At 58.7% G+C, this 23,127-nt stretch carries 24 protein-coding genes; 11 read left to right on the top strand and 13 right to left on the bottom strand.

Features of this window, described 5'->3' with window-relative positions:
* Positions 1–216 precede the first annotated feature (216 nt).
* Positions 217–819, top strand: coding sequence for a peroxiredoxin (locus tag AC3IP0_RS22990; RefSeq protein WP_489317109.1), 603 nt, complete (start codon positions 217–219; stop codon positions 817–819).
* An 88-nt stretch (positions 820–907) separates the two neighbouring features.
* Here the strand turns inward: AC3IP0_RS22990 and rnt are convergent, their stop codons facing one another.
* Positions 908–1,585 carry a ribonuclease T gene (gene rnt / locus AC3IP0_RS22985; protein ID WP_046043606.1) on the bottom strand — a complete coding sequence of 226 codons (678 nt, stop codon included), beginning with the start codon at positions 1,583–1,585 and terminating at the stop codon, positions 908–910.
* The gene (gene pyrC / locus AC3IP0_RS22980) at positions 1,582–2,628 is read right to left on the bottom strand and encodes a dihydroorotase (protein WP_223447880.1); all 1,047 of its coding nucleotides are present in this window, start codon (positions 2,626–2,628) and stop codon (positions 1,582–1,584) included. The genes rnt and pyrC overlap by 4 nt, the downstream gene beginning before the upstream one ends.
* 159 nt (positions 2,629–2,787) lie before the next feature.
* Between pyrC and AC3IP0_RS22975 the strand changes: the two genes are divergently transcribed.
* Together AC3IP0_RS22975 and AC3IP0_RS22970 are read left to right on the top strand one after the other, a co-directional pair.
* Positions 2,788–3,693 (top strand): flagellar protein MotY, encoded by a 906-nt coding sequence (locus tag AC3IP0_RS22975; RefSeq protein ID WP_489325983.1) that lies wholly within the window; start codon positions 2,788–2,790, stop codon positions 3,691–3,693.
* A gap of 129 nt (positions 3,694–3,822) precedes the next feature.
* A complete protein-coding gene (locus AC3IP0_RS22970) occupies positions 3,823–5,040 on the top strand; it encodes an argininosuccinate synthase (RefSeq protein ID WP_489317107.1) in 1,218 nt (405 codons plus the stop codon).
* A gap of 149 nt (positions 5,041–5,189) precedes the next feature.
* Here the strand turns inward: AC3IP0_RS22970 and AC3IP0_RS22965 are convergent, their stop codons facing one another.
* Positions 5,190–5,888 carry a hypothetical protein gene (locus AC3IP0_RS22965; protein ID WP_489325981.1) on the bottom strand — a complete coding sequence of 233 codons (699 nt, stop codon included), beginning with the start codon at positions 5,886–5,888 and terminating at the stop codon, positions 5,190–5,192.
* A gap of 543 nt (positions 5,889–6,431) precedes the next feature.
* On the opposite strand from AC3IP0_RS22965, the gene AC3IP0_RS22960 reads away from it, so the two are divergent.
* A complete protein-coding gene (locus AC3IP0_RS22960) occupies positions 6,432–7,058 on the top strand; it encodes a response regulator transcription factor (RefSeq protein WP_008053528.1) in 627 nt (208 codons plus the stop codon).
* A gap of 80 nt (positions 7,059–7,138) precedes the next feature.
* Here AC3IP0_RS22960 and AC3IP0_RS22955 read toward each other — a convergent pair whose 3' ends face one another.
* The 8 genes from AC3IP0_RS22955 to metG form a co-directional block, all read right to left on the bottom strand.
* Positions 7,139–7,318 (bottom strand): PA3496 family putative envelope integrity protein, encoded by a 180-nt coding sequence (locus tag AC3IP0_RS22955; RefSeq protein WP_007972325.1) that lies wholly within the window; start codon positions 7,316–7,318, stop codon positions 7,139–7,141.
* Between the two features lie 106 nt (positions 7,319–7,424).
* Complete coding sequence (nth, locus tag AC3IP0_RS22950) at positions 7,425–8,063, bottom strand: endonuclease III (RefSeq protein ID WP_007972326.1); 639 nt, start codon at positions 8,061–8,063, stop codon at positions 7,425–7,427.
* A 25-nt stretch (positions 8,064–8,088) separates the two neighbouring features.
* A complete protein-coding gene (locus tag AC3IP0_RS22945; protein ID WP_489325979.1) occupies positions 8,089–8,673 on the bottom strand; it encodes an Rnf-Nqr domain containing protein in 585 nt (194 codons plus the stop codon).
* Positions 8,666–9,277, bottom strand: coding sequence for an RnfABCDGE type electron transport complex subunit G (locus tag AC3IP0_RS22940; RefSeq protein WP_489317103.1), 612 nt, complete (start codon positions 9,275–9,277; stop codon positions 8,666–8,668). The genes AC3IP0_RS22945 and AC3IP0_RS22940 overlap by 8 nt, the downstream gene beginning before the upstream one ends.
* Positions 9,274–10,260, bottom strand: coding sequence for an RnfABCDGE type electron transport complex subunit D (locus AC3IP0_RS22935; RefSeq protein WP_489317102.1), 987 nt, complete (start codon positions 10,258–10,260; stop codon positions 9,274–9,276). Before AC3IP0_RS22935 ends, AC3IP0_RS22940 begins: the two co-directional genes overlap by 4 nt.
* On the bottom strand, positions 10,247–11,260 hold the full coding sequence (gene rsxB / locus AC3IP0_RS22930) for an electron transport complex subunit RsxB (RefSeq protein ID WP_489317101.1): 1,014 nt from the start codon (positions 11,258–11,260) through the stop codon (positions 10,247–10,249). The genes AC3IP0_RS22935 and rsxB overlap by 14 nt, the downstream gene beginning before the upstream one ends.
* Positions 11,257–11,826 carry an electron transport complex protein RnfA gene (locus tag AC3IP0_RS22925; RefSeq protein WP_489317100.1) on the bottom strand — a complete coding sequence of 190 codons (570 nt, stop codon included), beginning with the start codon at positions 11,824–11,826 and terminating at the stop codon, positions 11,257–11,259. The genes rsxB and AC3IP0_RS22925 overlap by 4 nt, the downstream gene beginning before the upstream one ends.
* A 143-nt stretch (positions 11,827–11,969) precedes the next feature.
* A complete protein-coding gene (gene metG, locus AC3IP0_RS22920) occupies positions 11,970–14,021 on the bottom strand; it encodes a methionine--tRNA ligase (protein WP_223459662.1) in 2,052 nt (683 codons plus the stop codon).
* Positions 14,022–14,286: 265 nt separating this feature from the next.
* Here metG and apbC point away from each other — a divergent pair, with 265 nt between their 5' ends.
* Positions 14,287–15,381 (top strand): iron-sulfur cluster carrier protein ApbC, encoded by a 1,095-nt coding sequence (apbC, locus tag AC3IP0_RS22915; RefSeq protein ID WP_095943841.1) that lies wholly within the window; start codon positions 14,287–14,289, stop codon positions 15,379–15,381.
* Positions 15,382–15,483: 102 nt separating this feature from the next.
* On the opposite strand, the gene AC3IP0_RS22910 is transcribed toward apbC, so the two are convergent.
* A complete protein-coding gene (locus tag AC3IP0_RS22910; protein ID WP_150728303.1) occupies positions 15,484–16,242 on the bottom strand; it encodes an SDR family oxidoreductase in 759 nt (252 codons plus the stop codon).
* 163 nt (positions 16,243–16,405) lie between these two features.
* Between AC3IP0_RS22910 and AC3IP0_RS22905 the strand changes: the two genes are divergently transcribed.
* From AC3IP0_RS22905 to groL, 4 genes are all read left to right on the top strand, one after another.
* Entirely contained in the window at positions 16,406–17,137 is a 732-nt protein-coding gene (locus tag AC3IP0_RS22905; protein WP_489317099.1) for a HugZ family pyridoxamine 5'-phosphate oxidase, read from the top strand.
* Positions 17,138–17,203: 66 nt separating this feature from the next.
* A complete protein-coding gene (locus tag AC3IP0_RS22900; protein ID WP_008053539.1) occupies positions 17,204–17,680 on the top strand; it encodes an FxsA family protein in 477 nt (158 codons plus the stop codon).
* Between the two features lie 248 nt (positions 17,681–17,928).
* A complete protein-coding gene (locus tag AC3IP0_RS22895) occupies positions 17,929–18,222 on the top strand; it encodes a co-chaperone GroES (RefSeq protein ID WP_095057064.1) in 294 nt (97 codons plus the stop codon).
* A gap of 50 nt (positions 18,223–18,272) precedes the next feature.
* Positions 18,273–19,919 (top strand): chaperonin GroEL, encoded by a 1,647-nt coding sequence (gene groL / locus AC3IP0_RS22890; RefSeq protein WP_150728305.1) that lies wholly within the window; start codon positions 18,273–18,275, stop codon positions 19,917–19,919.
* Positions 19,920–20,092: 173 nt separating this feature from the next.
* Here groL and AC3IP0_RS22885 read toward each other — a convergent pair whose 3' ends face one another.
* Positions 20,093–20,836, bottom strand: coding sequence for a phosphatase PAP2 family protein (locus AC3IP0_RS22885; RefSeq protein WP_489317098.1), 744 nt, complete (start codon positions 20,834–20,836; stop codon positions 20,093–20,095).
* A 218-nt stretch (positions 20,837–21,054) separates the two neighbouring features.
* On the opposite strand from AC3IP0_RS22885, the gene colR reads away from it, so the two are divergent.
* Together colR and AC3IP0_RS22875 are read left to right on the top strand one after the other, a co-directional pair.
* Complete coding sequence (gene colR / locus AC3IP0_RS22880) at positions 21,055–21,738, top strand: two-component system response regulator ColR (RefSeq protein ID WP_007978572.1); 684 nt, start codon at positions 21,055–21,057, stop codon at positions 21,736–21,738.
* On the top strand, positions 21,728–23,002 hold the full coding sequence (locus tag AC3IP0_RS22875) for a sensor histidine kinase (RefSeq protein WP_489317097.1): 1,275 nt from the start codon (positions 21,728–21,730) through the stop codon (positions 23,000–23,002). Before colR ends, AC3IP0_RS22875 begins: the two co-directional genes overlap by 11 nt.
* The last annotated feature ends 125 nt before the right edge of the window (positions 23,003–23,127 follow it).

Here is a 23,127-nt window from a genome sequence, read left to right as displayed (position 1 = left end):
AACGGGTATGGCTGACGAACGGTCGGCATGGCAAATCGGTGATACAAAACCGTCGGGGATTTCATCGTACGGGGAAAAAACAGCTAAGCCAGCTCAAACACGCGGTGTATGATGGCCGGTCTTTTGCGACCGGGGATCGTGTCACAGGGCTGTCGCCTCAGGGTGGCAGGCTGATGCGAACCCTGTTTCTCACGCTATTACACCAGGAGATATCCAATGAGCGTACTCGTAGGCAAACAAGCCCCTGACTTCACCGTACCGGCCGTACTCGGCAATGGCGAGATCGTTGACAGCTTCACCCTGTCTTCGGCGATCAAAGGCAAATACGGCCTGGTGTTCTTCTACCCACTGGACTTCACCTTCGTTTGCCCGTCCGAGCTGATCGCTCTGGACAACCGCATGTCCGAGTTCAAGGCACGCAACGTTGAAGTGATCGCTGTTTCGATCGACTCGCACTTCACCCACAACGCATGGCGCAACACTCCAGTGAACAGCGGCGGTATCGGCCAGGTTCGCTACACCATGGCTGCCGACATCAAGCAGGACATCATGAAGGCCTACGACGTTCAGTCCGCTGACGGCGTGGCTTTCCGTGGCGCGTTCCTGATCGACGACAAAGGCGTTGTCCGCTCGCAGATCATCAACGACCTGCCGCTGGGCCGTAACATGGAAGAGCTGATCCGTCTGGTCGACGCTCTGCAATTCCACGAAGCGCATGGCGAAGTCTGCCCTGCCAACTGGAAAAAAGGCGACAAAGGCATGAACGCTTCGCCAGAAGGCGTTGCCGCTTACCTGACCGAGCACGCTGCCGCTCTGTAAGGCGCACGCTCCAGCTATAAAAAGCAGGTACAAAAAAACCGGCCATCGAGGCCGGTTTTTTTATGGGCGGGATAACGCCGGGGCCGACTCAGTCGTCGAAGTCTTCCCAGCCACCCATCTGTTTCCAGCGATTGACGATGCCGCAGAACAGCTCTGCCGTCTTCTCGGTGTCATAGCGAGCCGAGTGAGCCTCGCGACCGTCGAAGTCGATGTCCGCTGCCTGGCAAGCCTTGGCCAGTACGGTTTGACCGTAAGCGAGGCCGGCGAGCGTTGCGGTATCGAAACTGGAGAACGGATGGAACGGATTGCGCTTCATGTCCAGCCGCGCAACCGCCGCATTGAGGAAGCCCAGGTCGAAGCTGCTGTTATGCCCGACCAGGATCGCCCGTTTGCAGCCATTGGCCTTGAGGGCCTTGCGCACGCCGCGGAAGATATCGTTCAGGGCAGACTCTTCGCTCACCGCCATGCGCAGGGGGTGATCGAGCTTGATCCCGGTGAACTCCAGGGCCGCCGCTTCGATGTTTGCGCCTTCGAACGGCTCGACACGGAAGAAGTAGGTGTGATCCGGGTAAACAAAACCCTTTTCATCCATGGCGATGGTGGTCGCGGCGATCTCCAGCAGGGCGTCGGTGGCCGAATTGAAGCCACCGGTTTCTACGTCGACGACAACCGGCAGGTAACCACGGAACCTTGCCGCCATTGGATGACGAGGGCCGCCTCCGCCGCCATTGCCTTCCAGTTCGTCGTCGAAATGGTCTTCACTCACGCGTGTTCCTCCAGCAGGCGCCAGCGCAGTTTTTCACCGGCGCGCAGCGGGATAACGGTCAGCTCGCCAAATGGCAGGCTGGTCGGGGCGGTCCATTCTTCGCGGACCAGGGTGATGCGATCGGTGTTGGCCGGCAGACCATAGAACCGCGGGCCGTTGAGGCTGGCGAAGGCCTCGAGCTTGTCCAGCGCATTGCGCTGTTCGAAGGCTTCGGCATACATCTCGATGGCCGCATAGGCGGTGTAGCAACCGGCGCAACCGCAGGCCGCTTCCTTGGCGTGCTGGGCGTGGGGCGCCGAGTCGGTGCCGAGGAAGAACTTCTCGCTGCCGCTGGTGGCGGCGTCGAGCAGGGCTTCCTGGTGGGTATTGCGCTTGAGGATCGGCAGGCAATAGAAGTGCGGCCGAATCCCGCCCACCAGCATGTGGTTGCGGTTGTACAGCAGGTGGTGCGCGGTGATGGTCGCGCCCACGTTGGCCGAAGCCGAGTTGACGAACTGCACGGCGTCCGTGGTGGTGATGTGTTCGAAGACCACTTTGAGGGTCGGGAAGCGCTCGACCACACGACGCATGTGCTCGTCGATGAAGATTTTTTCGCGGTCGAACACGTCGACATCGCCCCGGGTGACTTCACCGTGGACCAACAACGGCATCCCGACTTCGGCCATGGCCTCGAGTGCAGGGAAGATCTTGTCGATGCTGGTGACGCCAGAGTCCGAGTTGGTGGTCGCGCCGGCCGGGTACAGCTTGGCGGCGTGAATGAATCCGCTGGCCTTGGCCTCGCGAATTTCTTCGGGCTGGGTGCGGTCGGTCAGGTACAGGACCATCAATGGCTCGAACAGGCTGCCAGCCGGGCGGGCAGCGAGAATCCGCTGGCGATAGCCGTCGGCTTCGGCCGCGTTGCGCACTGGTGGAACCAGGTTGGGCATGATGATGGCGCGGCCAAAGGTGCGCGCGACATCCGCGACGGTATTGGTCAACACGGCACCATCGCGAAGATGAATATGCCAGTCGTCGGGACGCAGCAGGGTCAGGCGGTCGGACATGAGGGGATTCCAGGCGGGTCAAACTCAAGGGAATGCTACCGGAAAAGACTCTTGCAGGCACTCGCTATCAAGTTTTGCAGGAAGCTTCCGATATCCAACAGGTATGCCGTAAACATGTGTGTGTCGGTCTTTTTGTTGTAGAAGCCAGTGGAGCCTCCCGTGCGCCAGCGTTATTTAGCCTTGCTCATTGTGTTTGCCAGCCTTCCGGCGATGGCGCTCACTTTCCAGACACGTCTGGAGAACATTGAGTGGACGGTCGAAGGCGACAAGTTCGAATGCCGCCTGACTCAGCCGGTTACCGACTTCGGTTCGGGCGAGTTCGTGCGTCGTGCCGGCGAGCAGGCGACGTTTCGTCTGAAAGCCTACAACCCGATGATTGGCGGTGGCTCGGCGACGCTGCTGGCCGCTGCTGCGCCGTGGCAACCGGGACGTGACGATATCAACCTGGGTACGGTGAGAATCGGCAGTGGCAACGTATTGTTCAACAGCTCACAGGTTCAGGCCGGGCGTCTGATCAGTGGTCTGATGGACGGTCGCAGCCCGGTGGTTCGACATTCATCGGGGGATGGACGGGTGTCGGAAGTGCGCTTGTTGCCGGTCAGGTTCACCAAAGCATTTGCCGACTACCAGGGTTGCGTGGCGAAACTGTTGCCAAAGAATTTCGAACAGGTGAAGCAATCCGAAATCGGCTTCCCCGGCGGCGGAATCGAACTCGACAGCGCCGCAAAAGCCAAACTGCAGGTGATGCTGGAGTACATGAAGGCCGATCCGACGGTTAATCACATCGAGCTCGACGGTCACTCCGACAACAGCGGCAACCGCCTGACCAACCGCGACCTGTCGCGGCGCCGAGCCCTGGCAGTGATGGAGTTCTTCAAGGCCAACGGCATCCAGGAGTCGCAAATCACCCTGCGTTTCCATGGCGAGCGTTATCCGGTGGCGCCTAATACCAACAACACCAACCGCGCGAAGAATCGTCGAGTAGCGGTGCGCCTGGAGCGCGGAGCACCAGCGGAACAAGTCGCCCCGCAAGCGACGAAAGCGGCCGCTTCGGCCACTTCCTGACCCGGCTGTAATCGTCGCGCCCTCGACAGAATCTGTCGCTTCGTCGTCATAAGCTGTCGCGCCACTGTAAATTATTCTGTATGAGCGGTAGACTTCCCGGCTTTCCGTAGAACCCCGTGGAGTGATGGCATGGCGGACGTAAACAAGGTTGTTCTGGCGTATTCCGGCGGCCTGGACACTTCGGTGATCCTCAAGTGGCTGCAGGATACTTATAACTGTGAAGTGGTGACCTTCACCGCTGACCTGGGTCAGGGCGAAGAGGTCGAACCTGCACGCGCCAAGGCTCAGGCCATGGGCGTCAAAGAGATCTACATCGACGACTTGCGCGAAGAGTTCGTGCGCGATTTCGTTTTCCCGATGTTCCGCGCCAACACCGTTTATGAAGGCGAGTACCTGCTGGGTACTTCCATCGCTCGTCCGCTGATCGCCAAGCGCCTGATCGAAATTGCCAACGAAACCGGTGCAGACGCCATTTCCCATGGCGCCACCGGCAAGGGTAACGACCAGGTTCGTTTCGAACTCGGTGCGTACGCCTTGAAGCCAGGTGTGAAAGTGATCGCCCCTTGGCGCGAGTGGGACCTGTTGTCCCGTGAAAAGCTGATGGATTACGCCGATAAGCACGGGATTCCGATCGAGCGCCACGGCAAGAAGAAGTCCCCGTACTCCATGGATGCCAACCTGCTGCACATCTCCTATGAAGGCGGCGTGCTGGAAGACACCTGGACCGAGCACGAAGAAGACATGTGGCGCTGGACCGTTTCCCCGGAAAACGCACCAGACAAGCCGCAGTACCTGGAACTGACCTACCGTAACGGCGACATCGTTGCGCTGGACGGCGTCGAAATGACTCCGGCCACCGTGCTGGCGACCCTGAACCGTATCGGTGGTGAGCACGGTATCGGTCGTCTCGACATCGTCGAGAACCGTTATGTGGGCATGAAGTCCCGTGGCTGCTACGAAACCCCTGGCGGCACCATCATGCTGCGCGCTCACCGTGCGATCGAATCGATCACCCTGGACCGCGAAGTCGCTCACCTCAAAGACGAGCTGATGCCGAAATACGCCAGCCTGATCTACACCGGTTACTGGTGGAGCCCTGAGCGTCTGATGCTGCAACAAATGATTGATGCGTCCCAGGCCCACGTGAACGGTGTTGTTCGCCTGAAGCTGTACAAGGGCAATGTGATCGTTACGGGTCGCAAGTCTGACGAATCGTTGTTCGATGCCAACATCGCTACCTTCGAAGAAGATGGCGGCGCGTACAACCAGGCGGATGCAGCGGGCTTCATCAAGCTCAACGCCCTGCGCATGCGCATTGCGGCGAACAAGGGCCGGAAGCTGTTCTGAGACCTTTGAAATCGTGATGGATACCTGACCTCGTCCTCGACGAGGTCAGGTACCTGAAAACGGGGTGTGACGCCAGTTACTACGTTGTCGGGTATTTCGTTTGCGCTGACGATTTCCTGTTTTTCTCCTTCTCGATGGTCTGACCTGTACTACAGGTTGTTGTTCGCCGGTTGCCCGGCCTGATCAATGACCGATAACCTGTGCGAGTCCAGATTGTAGGCAACATAAAAGGCGGCATTGCGCTTGCTGGCCTGCTTTGAATGTTCAAGCGCACTGGCTTTCAGTAAAGTCTCCGAAACGGCACAAGTGACAAACAGAATCACGTACGCCGTCTTTTCCCGTGGTCTCTGGATTTTTTCCAGCAGTGCTCCAAACTCGACCTCCTTGCTCATCCAGCGTGCATCTATGATGTACAGGTCTTTTACAAGTTCTGGTAACTGAAGCTGATGCTGAACAAAGACGGTGGTTTGCAGACCAATCTCCGTTGGCGGGTCCTGTGCGCCGCAGGGCGTCCGAGCTGATGGCTGGTCATTCGTTGACGCTTCCAGAGCAGGGTTCTCGGACGACTTCCCGGACGCTTTTTTTTCCGGCCGCCCAGCATCATCCATGACCTTCATGAAGTGCTTTCCCTTTTCAAAGTCCGAAGGCGCATAAAGGGATTTGTAGTTGAAGTTGAGTGTCGCGAAAAAAAGCAGAAGTAAATAAAACGGAAAGCTGATCAGAAACCAGACATAGAGTTCTCTTTCCTCTTGGTCAAGGAAGGGTAGAGAAACAGCAGCCGAAGTTTCAGAGAGTGCTGCGAATATCGCGATAATTGTCATTGGGTTGGTGATTCGGCTTTTTATCATGTTCTGTGCTCATGCTGGATTGTCTTTTCTCGAATGTTTATGAGGTTGGTTTTGTATGGTGATTATTGTAGTTATTTTTATTGCTTGTTGATTTTGATAGGCGTTTTTATTTGTTTGTGGTGTTGCCCTCCGATTTTGAATATTGGTGGTGTGTTAATAATTGCTCAAAAAATATTATTTGCTGTAAGAGTAGTTGGATGCTTGGTGTGTGATATTTCTGGTGTGAGTGATGAATGCGAAAATATCAGTTACGTTTTAACGGAGAGGTAGAGGCTAGTGTTTATCAGGGCGCGACTGATCAAGCCGACTCTCGGAAAATTTTGGTCGTAAATCGACAGGGGTAGCTGCTGGAAAGTGCGACACACTGACGCTGATACAGTTTTTAATTCATTCTGTTCGAGGGATTTTTGTAGGAGGAATCCGTGTTGTTTGTAGGGTATGTCTCTTGGTGTAGGTGGCCGGGAGGGGCGACATGCCATGGGTGAAACGACTAGGCTATTGTGCGGGCTCTAAAAATTCGAACAGCGAAAATTGGACTTGCCCATGAATAAAGTGCTGATCGTGGATGATCACCCCGTCATTCGTCTTGCGGTACGTATGCTAATGGAGCGTCATGGCTACGAAGTTATTGCAGAAACCGATAATGGTGTGGACGCACTGCAACTAGCCCGTGAACTTATGCCGGACATTGTCATTCTGGATATCGGGATTCCGAAGCTGGACGGATTGGAAGTCATCGCGCGCTTGTCTTCGACCTCAATGCCGATGAAAGTGCTGATTTTGACTTCCCAGGCGCCGGGGCATTTTTCGATGCGTTGCATGCAATCCGGTGCGGCCGGTTATGTCTGCAAACAACAAGACCTCACGGAGTTGCTCAGTGCAATAAAGGCCGTGTTGTCAGGCTACAGTTACTTTCCTAATCAAGCCTTGCATACCGTGCGTTGCAGTTTGGGGAATGCCAGTGAGGCCGATATGGTTGATCGGTTGTCGGGGCGGGAAATGATGGTCCTGCAACAGTTGGCCCGAGGAAAGACCAATAAAGAGATTGCCGATGGAATGTTTCTCAGCAATAAAACAGTCAGTACTTACAAGACCCGCCTGTTGCTCAAACTGAATGCGCGGTCTCTGGTCGATCTGATCGAGTTGGCACAACGCAATGGTCTGGTGTGATGACGTAACTGCGCGACAAGGGGCGCCTACCGGGGTATGGCACTTAGAAAAAAGCCTCCGTTTCGGGAGGCTTTCAGGTGTCATAAGTCAAAATCGTAATCGGCCAATTGCTTTTGCAGTCGGCGCTCCTCCAGCAGGTTGTCGATGGTGCGGCGTTTGCTCAGATTGGTTTTCGCTACTTCAACCACCGGCTCAGCGTCATCGGTTTCAGCGGTGGTGAAATCGTCTTCTACGTCCAATTGCTCTTTGCCAGTACTCATTTAGTTGCTCCAGGCTAAGAAGGCCTTTGGCGCTCCTTATATCGACAATCTCCCGGCGGGTAAAAAAGATTTTTTCAATCGATATATCAATAAACCTAATAGCGCCTCAATCGTCGGAGGTTTTGTGCTTGTATTCGCACAAGTCCTCGATCCGGCAGCTCCCGCATCGGGGCTTGCGGGCCAGGCAAACATAGCGGCCGTGAAGGATCAGCCAGTGATGGGAGTCGAGCAGGTACTCCCTGGGCACGAATTTCATCAGTTTTTTCTCGACTTCCACCACATTCTTGCCGGGAGCAATGCCCGTCCGGTTGCTGACTCTGAAAATATGCGTGTCGACGGCCATGGTCAGCTGACGGAATGCCGTATTGAGTACCACATTGGCGGTCTTGCGGCCGACGCCGGGCAGTGCTTCCAGCTCTTCGCGGGTTTGTGGGACTTCGCCGGCGTGACGCTCGACCAGCAAGCGGCAGGTTTCGATCACGTTTTTCGCTTTGCTGTTGTACAGGCCGATGGTCTTGATGTACTCCGACAGTCCCTCGACACCCAGGGCATGGATCGCTGCCGGGGTATTGGCGACCGGGAACAGCTTGGCCGTGGCCTTGTTGACGCCGACATCGGTGGACTGCGCCGAGAGAATCACGGCAATCAGCAATTCGAAGGGTGAGGAATAGGCCAGCTCGGTCTTTGGTTCCGGGTTGTCCTCGTGCAGTCTGCGGAAGATTTCCAGGCGTTTTGCGGCATTCATGGGCAGTACGTTTCCTCGAAGGCAATCAATGTGTGGGCGTGGGGCGCCAGGCCTGCCAGGCGGCGATCAGCAGTCCGAGCAGGATGAACCCGCCAGGGACCAATGTGGCCAGGCGCAGGCCACCATCAGCCACCAGTACCCAGCCTTGCCAGTCAGTTTGTGTTGCGCCGAACAGCCACGATAGATGGTTTCCAAGTGTTCCGTTGCCGATGAGTTCGCGCAGCAGGCCCAGCGCGATCATCAGCGTGGCAAACAGGCCATTGAGTCGCAGGCGTTGGCGCCAACCGTTCTGAAAGAACCTGGTGTGTTCCAGTACGACGCATTGCAAGGCGATCAAGGCGCCATAAAACCCGAGATGCTGCTGCCATTGCAGCGACCAGGCTTGTGCCATGAGTTCCGCGCAACTGGTGAGCGTGGCCGCCAACAGGATGCTGGCCAGCAAGCGGGTCGCCGGGACCAGTCGGGATCGCAGGGCGCCCATGGCCAGGCTGAACAAATGGGTCACCGCCATGAACATCAGGCACAGGCCAAGTGCAGCCATCAGTGAGTGGGTGGCGCCGATCAGCGGCGTCAGCATCAAGGCGTTGCGCAGAGTCGATGAGTTATCCATGGGCAGGGATTCCGAGCAGTTGTTGCCGGTGTTCATCGAAGTAGCGCAAGGCATCGTGGACGGCATTGATCACCGCTCTTGAGGTGATGGTCGCGCCTGCGATCTGATCGAACTGCCCCTGATCCTTTTTCAGCGCCCAGCCGCTGTCACCGGGTTCTGTTCGAGACTTGCCGGAAAAAACCTGGAGCCAGGCATTGGGCCAGTCGGCGATCCGTGCCCCCAGTCCTGGTGTTTCCGACTGTTTGAGGGTTTTGACGCCCAGCAACCTGCCATTGGCGTCGACAGCGATCAACAGGTCGATGGCACCGGCGTAGCCAAGGGTTTGACTGCGCAGCAACACCGCGACGGGTTGATCGGCCCGGGTCGCCCGATAACCACCCAGCAAGGTGCTGTTGGTCAGTGCGGTTGCTTCAATCGTTATGGGGTGTTCGAGCGGTTGATTGTCGTAGCTGTCCGGCGCGATCAGGTCCAGCAGATGACCGCTGTCGATCAGGCGCTGTTCGGCTGCAATGCGTGGCGCGCTACCGAGTTGCACGAAGTAGGTCACGCCAAGGCCCAGTGCGGCCAATAGCACCACAAACACGATGCTTGATGTCCGGTTCATGGCGCCTCCGGCTGTTGCCTGGCCGCCACGAACCGCTCCAGCGCCGGCACGCACAGGTTCATCAACAGCACGGCGAAGGCGATGCCGTCTGGATAGCCGCCCCAGGTACGAATCAGATAAGTCAGGAGCCCCACGCCAACGCCGAACAGCAGTTTCGCGCCAGGGCTTCTGGGGCCGGACACTGGCTCGGTGATGATGAAAAACGCCCCCAGCATGGTCGCGCCGGTCAGCAGATGAAACAACGGCGAGCCATGGGAGTCGGAGCCCGAACCGTTCCAGCACAGCAGGCTGATGATGAACAGGCTGGCCAGCATGCCGACCGGTGCATGCCAACTGATCACCTTTCGTTGCAGGAGAAACACTCCACCCGCCACAAAGGCCAGGTTCACCCATTCCACCCCCCGGCCGCCAAAGTGGCCGAATGCCGGGTTGCCGGCAAACAGCTCGTCCATGGTCAGGCTTTTGTTGATCCGCAGACTGTCCAGTGCGGTGGCCTGCACCCACGCATCCGGCGCATGGCCGACGCCAAACACGTGCTGCAAGCTGCTCGGCAGATCCATGCCATGGGGTGATGGCCAAAGGGTCATTGGCTGGGGAAAGGTCACCAGCACCAGGGCAAGACCGAGCATCGCCGGGTTGAAGGGATTCGAACCGACGCCGCCATACAAGTGCTTGCCGAACACCATCGCAAAAGCGGCAGCACTGAGGGTCAGCCACCATGGACAGTAAGGCGGCAGCGCCAGCGCCAGCAACGTGGCACTGACCAGCGCGCTACCGTCACTCAAGGTTGGCCCCGGCGGTCGCTTGCGCAAATACACGACGGCGGCCTCGACGGCCAGCGCGGCAGCGGCCGCCAGAACCAGATTGATCAACACGCCCCAGCCATACAGCCAGAACGCCGCCAGAATTCCCGGCAGCGTGGCCAACAGCACCAGTTTCATCGCCTGTTTCAGGCGATCATCCACCACGTCAAGGGCTGGCATGGGCGTCCACCAGGCGTTCGGCTTCGCCGAGTGCGCGCTCCAGGGCTTCGATTTGTTCCGCCGGTGCTTCGTTGGCCTGAGCCTTCTTGAGTTCGGCGCGACGCATGGCCAGCTGGATCTTGGCCCGTTTCAGATCGGCATCATTCGGCGACACAACTGCGGCCGTCGGCGCTGGGGCAGTTGGGGCGACGCTTTCCAGTTGCGCCAGGTTTTGCTCGGCGGCTTCGAACTGCTGTTGCAGGACGATCAACTGCGATTGCTGCTCGAAGGTTGGCGGGTGCCCAAAGGCCTTCAGCGATTTGTGCAGCTGCGCCCGACTCATCGCCACATCGATTTTGGCCTTTTTCAGCACGGCATCGGCATTGGCGGTTTTCTGTGCGCGGACGCGCTCGAGGGCCGCCTGCACCGGGTCGGCTGTCGCCGCGGCAGGTTGCGCGGCTCGCTGCCTTGCCTGGCGCTCGGCGATTTTCTGTTGTTCCTCACGCTGCAGGCGGGCATTGCGTTGTTCGAAGCGGCGTCGTGCGTGATCGCGCTTGAGGGTGCGGGCCTGACGCGCCTGCGGTGTGAGGGCCAGGCCCCCGACAACGGGCAGTACCGTGTTCGGCGGCAGTGGGCGCATTTCGATGCAGTCCACCGGGCACGGTGCCACGCAGAGGTCGCAACCGGTGCACTCATCGATGATCACCGTGTGCATCAGTTTGGCCGCGCCGACGATGGCATCGACCGGGCAGGCCTGAATGCACTTGGTGCAACCAATACACTCGGCTTCGCGGATATAGGCGATCTGCGCAGGTGCCGAGCCGCGAGTGATGTCCAGCTCCAGCACCGGAACCTTCAGCAATTCGGCCAGGGCATTAATGGTTTCGTTGCCGCCTGGCGGACACTTGTTGATCGGCTCGCCATTGGCGATGCCTTCGGCGTACGGCTTGCACCCGGGGTGGCCGCACTTGCCGCATTGGGTTTGCGGCAAGAGTGCGTCGATGCTTTGAATCAGACTCATGTTTTGATCAGTCCGCTGAATCCGAGAAAAGCCACTGCGATCAGGCCGGCACCAATCAGGTCGATCGGCAAGCCGCGAAAGGGCAGGGGAATATCGTTGTCGGCCGTGCGTTCACGCAAATCAGTGAACAGGCTCAACACCAGCCAGAAGCCCAGCCCTGCACCGAGGCTCAAGGCTGTGGCGTGAAAGAAACCCTTGTCTTGCTGAGTGTTGAGCAAGGCCACGCCGAGCACACCGGCATTGCCCAGCAGCAACGGCCAGAGGCCTTCGAACGGCAGTGTCGAAAACACCCGCGTCAGCAACTTCAGCAGCGGGCTGATCAGCAGCACGCTCAATGGCAGAAACACAAACAGACGCAACGGCGTCAATTGCAATGGCACCAGCAGCCATTGATAGAGCGCGTAGCCGAGCATGCTCACGACCAGTATCAGGCAGGTCGTCGCAATACCCAAGGCATGGACCTGACGGCGCTGGCCGGCCAGCAGCGGATCGACGGCCAACGGCCAGTGCAACACGATGTTGTTGATCAGGGCGGCGCTGATAAGCGTAAGCAGGATTTCGGTCATTGTTCGTGCCGGCAGGAACAGGGCTTTTTTAGCGCAGTTGTCTAAAAAGAGTAGGCATTATCCGGCAAGGCGGGAGGGTGGGCCAGACATGAAAATCCCACAGCCGCGCCAGGCACGACTGTGGGATCGATTTTCCGCAGACCTTACTTGATGCGCTGGCCCGGCTTGGCGCCGCTGTCAGGGCTGAGCAGGTAGATCTCTTCACCGCCAGGGCCGGCCGCCATCACCATGCCTTCGGAGATACCGAACTTCATTTTCCGTGGCTTGAGGTTGGCGATCATCATGGTCAGTCGACCATCGAGCTTGGACGGATCCGGATAAGCGCTCTTGATCCCGGAGAACACGTTGCGTTGCTCGTCACCGATGTCGAGGGTCAGGCGCAACAGCTTGTCGGCGCCTTCCACGTGTTCTGCCTTGACGATCAGTGCGACACGCAGGTCGACGGCGGCAAAGGTGTCGAACTCGATTTCCGGCGAGAGCGGATCCTTGGCCAGTTCGCCATTGCCGGCAGGTGCGGCTGCGCCGGTGTCGGTCTGGCTGGCGGTCAGGTCTTCTTTCGAAGCGTCGGTCATGGCTTGCACCTTGACCGGGTCGATACGGGTCATCAGCGGCTTGAACTCGTTCAGCTGGTGATTGCTGAGCAAGGTCGCGTGGTCGTTCCAGGTCAGCGGTGCGACGTTGAGGAACGCCTCGGCGTCGGCGGCCAGCAGTGGCAGGACTGGTTTGAGGAAGATCACCAGTTGACGGAACAGGTTGACGCCGGTGGCGCAGATGGCCTGGACTTCATCCTGCTTGCCTTCCTGTTTGTTCAGCGACCACGGCGCCTTGTCGGCGATCCAGGCGTTGGCGCGGTCGGCCAGGCCCATGATCTCGCGCATGGCGCGGGCAAAGTCGCGGGCTTCATAGGCGTCGGCGATGCTTGGCGCGGCGGCCAGGAAGGCTTCGGTCAGTTCAGGCGCGGCGTTGGTGTCGACCATCACGCCGGCATTGCCTTTGTTGATGAAACCGGCACATCGGCTGGCGATGTTGACGACCTTGCCCACCAGGTCGGAGTTGACCTTCTGCACGAAGTCTTCGAGGTTCAGGTCGAGGTCATCGACGCCACGGCCCAGCTTGGCCGCGTAGTAATAGCGCAGGTATTCCGGCGACAGGTGATCCAGGTAGGTGCGGGCCTTGATAAAGGTGCCTCGGGACTTGGACATCTTCTGGCCATTGACGGTCAGGTAGCCGTGCACGTTGATGCCGGTCGGCTTGCGGTAGCCCGCGCCTTCGAGCATGGCTGGCCAGAACAGGGCGTGGAAGTTGACGATGTCCTTGCCGATGAAGTGGTACAGCTCGGCAGTGGAGTCCTTGCCCCAGAACGCATCGAAGTCCAGCTCCGGCGTGCGGTTGCACAGGTTCTTGAAGCTGGCCATGTAGCCGATCGGCGCATCCAGCCACACGTAGAAGTATTTGCCCGGCTCGTCGGGGATTTCAAAACCGAAATACGGCGCATCGCGGGAGATGTCCCACTGTTGCAGGCCGGCATCCAGCCATTCGGCGATCTTGTTGGCCACGGCATCCTGCAGGGTGCCGCTGCGGGTCCAGGTTTGCAGCATTTGCTGGAAGTCTGGCAGCTTGAAGAAGAAGTGCTGGGAGTCCTTGAGCACCGGGGTGGCGCCGGAGATCGCCGACTTCGGATCCTTCAGGTCGGTCGGTGCGTAGGTCGCGCCGCATTTTTCGCAGTTGTCGCCGTACTGGTCTTCGGTGCCGCATTTCGGGCAGGTGCCCTTGATGAAGCGGTCGGCCAGGAACATTTTCTTTTCCGGGTCGAAATACTGGGTGATCGAACGTGTGGCGATGTGCCCGGCGTCGCGCAGCTTCAGGTATATCTGGCTCGACAGCTCACGGTTTTCTTCGGCGTGAGTGGAGTGGAAGTTATCGAAGTCCACCAGGAACTCGGCAAAGTCGGCGCTGTGTTCAGCCTGGACGTTGGCGATCAGTTGTTCCGGGGTGATGCCTTCCTTTTCCGCGCGCAGCATGATCGCCGATCCGTGGGCGTCGTCAGCACAGACATAGATGCATTGATTGCCGCGGTGCTTCTGGAAGCGCACCCACATATCGGTCTGGATGTATTCCAGCATATGGCCAAGGTGGATCGAACCATTGGCATAGGGCAGGGCGCTGGTGACGAGGATCTTGCGTGGCTCGGACATGGGGCTCGGCTACTTGATGAAACGGAGGTCGGCCACTATAAAGCGCCGGCGCATATTTTTCACCCTGTGAGCCTGTTTCATTGGATGAGTAACAGGGGAAAGATCAAAAGATCGCAGCCTTCGGCAGCTCCTACAGGGGCTCGTAATTGATGTTGCATTTTTTGTAGGAGCTGCCGAAGGCTGCGATCTTTTCAACATCCCGCCGAACGCGTAGAACAGGTACGATACCCATCATCTTTTCCAAGTCCTGTTTTCGGAGTTGCCCATGAGCGCCGTCAATCGCGCAGCGGTGGAAGCCGTCCTTCGCCAATACACCGACCCTTACCTGAACCAGGACCCGGTCAGCGCCGGGTGCGTGCGCAACATCGAGATCCAGGGCGAGCGCGTCAGCGTTCAGCTTGAACTGGGTTATGCCGCCGGTCTGTTCAAGAGTGGCTGGGCGCAGATGCTGGAAATGGCCATTCAGGGGTTGGACGGCGTGGCAAGTGCCAAGGTCGAAATCACCAGTGTGATCGCTGCGCACAAGGCTCAGGCGCAGATTCCGGGCCTGGCGAACGTGAAAAACGTGGTGGCCGTGGCGTCCGGCAAGGGCGGCGTGGGCAAATCCACCACGGCAGCCAACCTGGCCCTGGCCCTGGCCCGCGAAGGCGCCAAAGTGGGGATTCTCGACGCAGATATTTACGGTCCGAGCCAAGGCATCATGTTCGGCATCCCCGAGCGCACCCGCCCCGAGGTCAAGGATCAGAAGTGGTTTGTACCGCTCAAGTCCCATGGCGTCGAAGTGATGTCCATGGCGTTCCTCACCGACGACAACACGCCGATGGTCTGGCGTGGGCCGATGGTCTCCGGCGCCTTGTTGCAACTGGTGACTCAAACCGCTTGGGGCGACCTGGATTATCTGGTCATCGACATGCCGCCAGGCACCGGTGACATCCAGCTGACCCTGGCGCAGAAAGTGCCGGTGGCCGGCGCGGTCATCGTGACCACTCCGCAGGACCTGGCATTGCTGGACGCGCGCAAGGGCGTGGAAATGTTCCGCAAGGTCAACATTCCGGTGCTGGGCGTGGTGGAGAACATGGCCGTGCACATCTGCTCCAACTGCGGACATGCCGAGCATCTGTTCGGTGAAGGCGGGGGCGTGAAACTGGCCAACCAGTATGGCGTCGAGTTGCTGGCTTCTCTGCCGCTGTCGATGGTCATCCGCGAGCAGGCCGATGGCGGCAAGCCAACGGTGATCGCCGAGCCTGACAGCCAGATTGCCATGGTTTACCAGGAACTGGCCCGCCATGTCGGTGCGCGGATCGTGTTGCAGGAAGCGTTGACGCCGGCGATGCCGAATATAAGCGTCAGCGACGATTGATTCCGGTCGCCTGTTGAAAGATCGCAGCCTGCGGCAGCTCCTACAGGGTGAACATCAATCCCATGTAGGAGCTGCCGCAGGCTGCGATCTTTTGATCTTGCTTTAGATACGCAACCCGCCATCCATCTCCAGAATCCGACCGGTGTAATAGTCGTTCTCGAAGATGTACGCCGCCGAATGGGCGATTTCCTCAGGCCTGCCCATGCGCTTGAGCGGAATCCCGGCAGTCATCTTCTCCAGCGCTTCAGGCTTCATGCCCAGGGTCATTTCAGTTTCGATGAAGCCCGGTGCAATGCCGGCGACGCGAATGCCATAGCGCGCCAGTTCCTTGGCCCAGGTCACGGTTGCCGCAGCGACACCGGCCTTGGCGGCGGAGTAGTTGGTCTGACCGACGTTGCCGGCGCGGGAAATCGACGAGATATTGATGATCGCGCCGCTGTTGTTCAGCTCGACCATTTTCGCCGCGACTTCACGGGTGCACAGAAACACGCCGGTCAGGTTGACGTCGATGACGGCCTGCCACTGGGCCAGGCTCATCTTGGTCATTTCGCCATCCTTGACCTTGAGCAACAGGCCGTCGCGCAGGATCCCTGCGTTGTTGATCAAGCCATGGATCGCGCCAAAGTCTTCAGCGACCTGGGCAACCATGTGGGTCACTTGCTCTTCGTTGGCCACGTTGCACAGGTAGGCGCGGGCCTCGACACCCTGGGCCTTGCAGGCCGCGACCGCGTCGTCGAGTTTTTCCTGGTTCAGGTCCACCAGCGCGAGTTTCGCGCCCAGGCCTGCGAAATACTCGGCCATGGAGCGGCCTAAACCCTGGCAACCGCCAGTGATAATGATTACTTTGTCAGTGAGTTGCATTCGCATGCCCCGGTAGCAGGTCTGAGTGTTTTCCTTGTAGAGAGCCTCTCGATCTGCGCCTGACGTGGCCCGGCTGCACATGAGAACTGCCCCGATGGCGTGCTGGGACTTTCACCAGCAGCTCGTCCGTTTTTCTGACGGATTCTATTTAAGGAGTCATAAATTGAGCGTTGAAGCGGCTAAGCATGCACGAGAATTGCTCCTCAAGGAATACCGTGGGGTGCTCTCGACGCACTCCAAATCGATGCCCGGTTTTCCGTTTGGCTCCGTGGTTCCGTACTGCCTGGACGAGCAGGGCCGGCCGCTGATCCTGATCAGCCGTATTGCCCAGCACACGCATAACCTGCAAAAAGATCGGAAATGCTCGCTCTTTGTCGGCGAGCGTGGCGCCGAAGATGTCCAGGCCGTTGGTCGACTGACTTACCTGGCCGAGGCGCATCAGCTCGAAGACGAAGCCGCCATCGAGGCCGCTTCCGAGCGTTACTACCGCTACTTCCCGGAGTCGCAGGGTTATCACAAGGCCCACGATTTCGATTTCTGGGTGCTCGAGCCTGTACGCCACCGATACATCGGCGGTTTTGGCGCGATTCATTGGGTCAACGAGCTGACCCTGGCCAACCCGTTCGCCGGCAAGGCCGAAATGAGCATGGTCGAGCACATGAACGCCGATCACGCCAAGGCCATCGCCCATTACGTCGATCTGGCCGGGCTGCCGAAGAACGTGCCGGCGCAAATGGTCGGTATCGACACCGAAGGCATGCACCTGCGCATCGGCCAAAGTCTGTACTGGTTGCCGTTTCAAACGCCTTGTAATACGCCGACACAAGTTCGCGAAGCCTTGGTTTCTCTGGCCCACGCCGATCATTGGCCGAAAAATGAAGTGGCCGACGCTTGAATTCACGAAACGGCGACGTCATCTAAGGTGAACTGGCAAGGCATTCTTGCGTTGAGGAACCATTTGATGCGCCCTTTTTTGTTGCTCTTTCTGCTGTTCCCGGTGTTGGAGCTGTTCGTATTCGTCAAGGTGGCAGGGTCCATCGGGTTTTTCCCGGCCCTGCTGCTGATCATTCTCGGCTCGATGTTCGGCGTGTTCGTGCTGCGCATTGCCGGCCTGGCCACGGCCCTGCGTGCCCGTGAAAGCCTGAGCCGCGGCGAACTGCCGGCCCAGACCATGCTCGAAGGCCTGATGCTGGCATTGGCCGGTGGCCTGCTGATTCTTCCGGGTTTCATCAGCGATGTGATCGGCCTGTTCATGCTGCTGCCGTTCAGTCGTCGCCTGCTGGCCAATAAAATGCGCCAGCGCGCCGAAGAGCAGGCGATGCGTCAGCGAGCGTTCGCCGACGACCTCCAGGCCCGTGGCGGCCCGGCGCCTCGCGAGCCGCTGGGCCGCGAGCCCAACGTGATCGAAGGCGAGTTCGAACACCGCGATACCAAGTAATACGCACATCGACACGGCACCTTCGGGTGCCGTGTTCGTTTGCGGGGCAGCGAACTGAAAATTTTTCGCTCCCCGCCCTTGTAATAAGCTTATGCGCCCTTATGTAACGGTCACCGCAAGGTTTCTGGCGATCACGCCAGACAGACTTCCGCGGTTCGCTTGACGAACCGCAACCGGCACCGCCGGCCTTTGTTAAACCCGCCGGGACTACACCGGCCGATGAAAACCACAATTAGGAGAGATCGACAATGAAGCTTCGTCCTCTGCATGACCGCGTCGTCATCCGTCGCAGCGAAGAAGAAAAGAAAACCGCTGGCGGTATCGTCCTGCCAGGTTCGGCTGCTGAAAAAGCCAACAGCGGCGAAATCCTCGCTGTAGGCCCAGGCAAAGCACTGGAAAGCGGTGAAGTGCGTGCACTGTCCGTGAAAGTGGGCGACAAGGTTGTGTTCGGCCCTTACTCCGGCAGCAACACTGTGAAAGTCGACGGCGAAGACCTGCTGGTAATGAGCGAGAACGAAATTCTCGCCGTTATCGAAGGCTGATACCCCCGTTCATTTTCCCGCTACTACAAAGTATTTAAGGAATATCGATCATGGCTGCTAAAGAAGTTCTGTTTGGCGATTCCGCCCGCAAGAAAATGCTCAAAGGCGTCAACGTCCTGGCTGACGCGGTAAAAGCGACCCTGGGCCCGAAAGGCCGTAACGTGATCATCGAGAAGAGCTTCGGCGCTCCGACCATCACCAAGGACGGCGTTTCCGTCGCCAAAGAAATCGAACTGGAAGACCGTTTCGAAAACATGGGCGCGCAGCTGGTCAAAGACGTTGCCTCCCGTGCCAACGATGACGCTGGTGACGGTACTACCACCGCTACCGTTCTGGCTCAGTCGATCGTCAACGAAGGCCTGAAAGCCGTCGCTGCCGGCATGAACCCGATGGATCTGAAGCGCGGCATCGACAAGGCGACCATCGCCATTGTCAAAGAGCTGAAAAACCTGTCCAAGCCATGCGCTGACACCAAGGCAATCGCTCAGGTTGGCACCATCTCGGCCAACTCCGACAACTCCATCGGCGACATCATTGCCGAAGCCATGGAAAAAGTCGGTAAAGAAGGCGTGATCACCGTTGAAGAAGGCACTGGCCTGGAAAACGAACTGTCGGTTGTAGAAGGCATGCAGTTCGACCGTGGCTACCTTTCCCCGTACTTCGTCAACAAGCCGGAAACCATGGTTGCCGAGCTGGACAACCCGCTGGTTCTGCTGGTCGACAAAAAGATCTCGAACATCCGCGAAATGCTGCCAGTGCTGGAAGCCGTTGCCAAAGCCGGCCGTCCACTGCTGATTGTTTCCGAAGACGTTGAAGGCGAAGCCCTGGCGACTCTGGTCGTGAACAACATGCGTGGCATCGTTAAAGTCGCAGCCGTCAAGGCTCCAGGCTTCGGCGACCGCCGCAAGGCCATGCTGCAGGACATCGCCGTTCTGACCGGCGGTACCGTTATCTCCGAAGAGATCGGCCTGAGCCTGGAAGCAGCCACCCTGGAAAACCTGGGCAGCGCCAAGCGCGTGACCATCTCCAAGGAAAACACCATCATTGTTGACGGTGCTGGCGTAGCAGGCGACATCGAGTCCCGCATTGCTCAGATCCGTGCTCAGGTTGCCGAAACTTCCTCGGACTACGACCGTGAAAAACTGCAAGAGCGTCTGGCCAAGCTGTCCGGCGGCGTTGCAGTGATCAAGGTTGGCGCTGGTTCCGAAGTAGAAATGAAAGAGAAGAAAGCCCGCGTTGAAGACGCCCTGCACGCAACCCGTGCAGCCGTTGAAGAAGGCGTGGTACCTGGCGGTGGCGTTGCGCTGATCCGCGCTCTGGAAGCAATCCTCGACCTGAAAGGCGACAACGCCGACCAGGACGTGGGTATCGCCGTTCTGCGTCGTGCCATCGAAGCACCGCTGCGTCAGATCGCTGCCAACAGCGGTGACGAGCCAAGCGTTGTGGTCAACGAAGTCAAGAACGGCAAAGGTAACTTCGGTTACAACGCTGCGACTGGCGAATACGGCGACATGATCGAAATGGGCATCCTGGACCCAACCAAGGTCACCCGTTCCGCGCTGCAAGCTGCATCGTCGATCGGCGGTCTGATCCTGACCACCGAAGCTGCTGTTGCTGATGCACCGAAGAAAGACGGCGGTGCTGGCGGCGGTATGCCAGACATGGGCGGTATGGGCGGCATGGGCGGCATGATGTAAGCCAGCCTTACCCCTGTACGAAAAAACCCCGCCTGCGAAAGCAGGCGGGGTTTTTATTGCCTTCAATTTGGGGTTGGCTGGAGATCGCGTCGCGCCCATCGCGGGCAAGCCACGCTCCCACAGGGAACTGCATAAATCCTGTGGGAGCGTGGCTTGCCCGCGATGGCGTCAGATCAGGCGCCGACAGGTACTGCGCTGGCCTCGCGTTCAGCCCTCAAGGCCGGTCGATACAGAACGTAGTAATACGACCCCAAACAGATCAGCCAGCAGAACACCGCCGTCCACACGTTGTGCGAGAAGAAATGCGCGCCCTGCATCATCCTCCCGATGGAGAATACCGAGCCGAGGGCGAAGGCGAAGACAAACGCTGCGCGAGCCATGCGCGGGCGACGGTCACGCAGTACGAAAAACAGGGCAAACAGGGTGAAGCCAGTGGCCGCATGACCGCCGGGCCAGCAACGCCCCGGTTTTTCGGTGTGCGGGCGAGGGCTCAACAGTTCGCTGTAGGTCTCGTGACCACCGAATTGCTCAAGGCTCCATGGGCATTGCACCGCGGTCACTGCTTTCATGGGTGTGACAAAGGAAGTCGCCAGGCCCAGGGACAGCACCAGACAACCCAGTTCCCGCTTGAGCGGTTTGAGCCTGGCCATGAAGAACGAAGCGATGAAGCCGAAGATGGCAAACACCGAGAAGGCGATGACCACCTGTTTGGCGCGATCGTGCAGGATGTCCTCGAGGAAGTAACTGTGGCGTCCGATGAATTTCCCGGCGACCGGGTCGTAAAACAGCTTGGCCAGGTCCATGTCCAGACTGGTCAATTCGAGCAATACCAGAATGATCGCAGCTACGGCGGGGACTCCAAGACACACCCGGAAATTGAGCGGACGAGGGGCAGGGCGGGCAAGGGTCGAAACCATGCTAGTTCCTTGATCAGTGAAATGTTCTCAAATGCGCAGCCGCGCAGAGTTTGAACCCGATTCTGTCGCCAGCGTGTGAATCGCCGGTGAAAAACTCGTTAAGGCTGTAATCGGTCAATTTCCACGCTTTTTCGCTTCACTCAGTCCTAGCCGTGAGCTGAACTACGCCTTAAGCTGCGCGGGCCACGACGGCCGTTACTGTGGACGGAGAGATACCCATGCGAATTCTATTGGTTGAAGACAACCGCGATATCCTGGCCAACCTGGCCGATTACCTGGGGCTCAAAGGCTATACCGTGGATTGCGCGCAGGATGGTCTGTCTGGCCTGCATCTGGCGGCCACCGAGCACTACGATTTGATCGTGCTCGATATCATGTTGCCCGGCATCGATGGCTACACCCTGTGCAAGCGCCTGCGTGAAGATGCCCGCCGCGAAACGCCGGTGATCATGCTCACGGCTCGCGATCAACTGGATGACCGTCTGCAAGGCTTCAAGTCCGGCGCCGATGACTACCTGATCAAACCGTTCGCCCTGTCGGAACTGGCAGCGCGTATCGAAGCGGTCATGCGCCGAACCCAGGGCGGCGGGCGACGGACCTTGCAGGTCGGCGACCTGAACTACGACCTCGACACCCTGGAAGTCACTCGCGAAGGCCGGTTGCTTAAACTCAACCCGGTCGGCCTGAAGTTGCTGGCCGTGTTGATGCAGAAAAGCCCTCATGTGTTGCGCCGTGAAATTCTTGAAGAAGCGCTCTGGGGCGACGACTGCCCGGACAGCGACAGCCTGCGCAGCCATGTCCACCAACTGCGCCAGGTGATCGACAAGCCGTTCGCCAAGCCATTGCTGCAAACCGTGCACGGTGTGGGGTATCGCCTGGCCGAGGGCCGTGATGGAGTTTAAGCAGAGCCTTGCTCAACGCATCATCATTGCCTTTGCGCTGATGAGCGCACTGGTGGCGGGCGCCTTTGCCATGGGCATCGTGGCGACCGTGCACCTGGTGGAGGAAAAGCTGATTTCGGCCGGTCTGGGCGGCGATTTGCAGCGCCTGTTGCTGATGGACAATGTCACGGACTGGAGCCATCGCCCCGAACCGGATCAATTGTTCTACTTCAGCAACGGGCCAGGCGATTTCAGGTTGCCCAAGGATTTGCGGCACCTGGAGCCGGGTTTCCACGAAGTGTTCCGTGAAAACCTGTCGTACCACGCCATGGTCGAAATCGTCGACGGCCGACGTTATGTGCTGTTGCAGGACCAGAGCGACTTCGAAGAACGTGAGCGGGTGCTGTTTGCCGTGGTGCTGGTGGGATTCGTGCTGAGCCTGGCACTGGCGGTATTTCTCGGTTGGGTGCTGGCACGCAAGGTCATGGCGCCGGTGGTGCGACTGGCCCGCCAGGTACGCCATCGCGACCAACTGCTGGGTTTGGCTCCCCCCTTGGCGCCGGACTATGCCGCCGACGAAGTGGGCGAACTGGCCGTGGCCTTCGACGCCACCCTCGGGCGCTTGCGTCAGGCCCTGACCCGCGAGCGTTTGTTCACCAGCGACGTCAGCCACGAATTGCGTACGCCCCTGATGATCCTGGCCAGTTCCTGCGAACTGTTGCTGGAAAATCCTGGTCTCGATCAGCGCGGTCGCGCCCAGGTCGAGCGCATCGCCCGGGCCTGTGAAGAAATGCGTGAGCTGGTGCAAACCTTCCTGATGCTGGCCCGCGCCCAGCGCGAAAATGCCAGCATGTCGCCGCAGCAGTCCCTGGGCCAGGTAGCCGAGGGCCTGGTCGGTCTGTGGCGCGAGCCCATTGAAAGCAAAGGGTTGAAGCTGATTTTCGAACCGGGCAACCCCGAGGCCAATGGCTACAATGCGACGCTCCTGCACGCGGTGATGGGTAACTTGCTGCGCAACGCCTTGCATTACACCGAACGCGGCTTCATCCGCCTGAGCCTGACGGGCACGGGATTTCTGGTCGAAGACAGCGGTGTGGGCATTCCCGAGGAAAAACGCGAGGCGATGTTCGAACCCTTCGTTCGGGGCACTGAAAAACGCGGGGAAGGCTTGGGCCTGGGGCTTTCACTGGTGCAGCGGATCTGTGAAAACCAGGGCTGGAACGTCAGCCTGACTACGATGGAGCCCAGTGGCTGCTGTTTTCAGGTGGAGCTGTCCCGAACTTGATCTGTTAAGTCAGGCGTCCAGCAAACCCTGTCAATTCCGTAAAGCCCTGTAATACTTCCGGGTTTCCGATAACGATATTTTCACAAATGGATGACCAGTCACCGACACTACAAAATCTAAGGTAG

The sequence above is a fragment of the Pseudomonas sp. GL_103 genome (genome assembly GCF_057835175.1).
The sequence above is the reverse complement of the archived record's forward strand: the minus strand, read 5'-3'. Positions and strand labels throughout refer to the sequence as shown.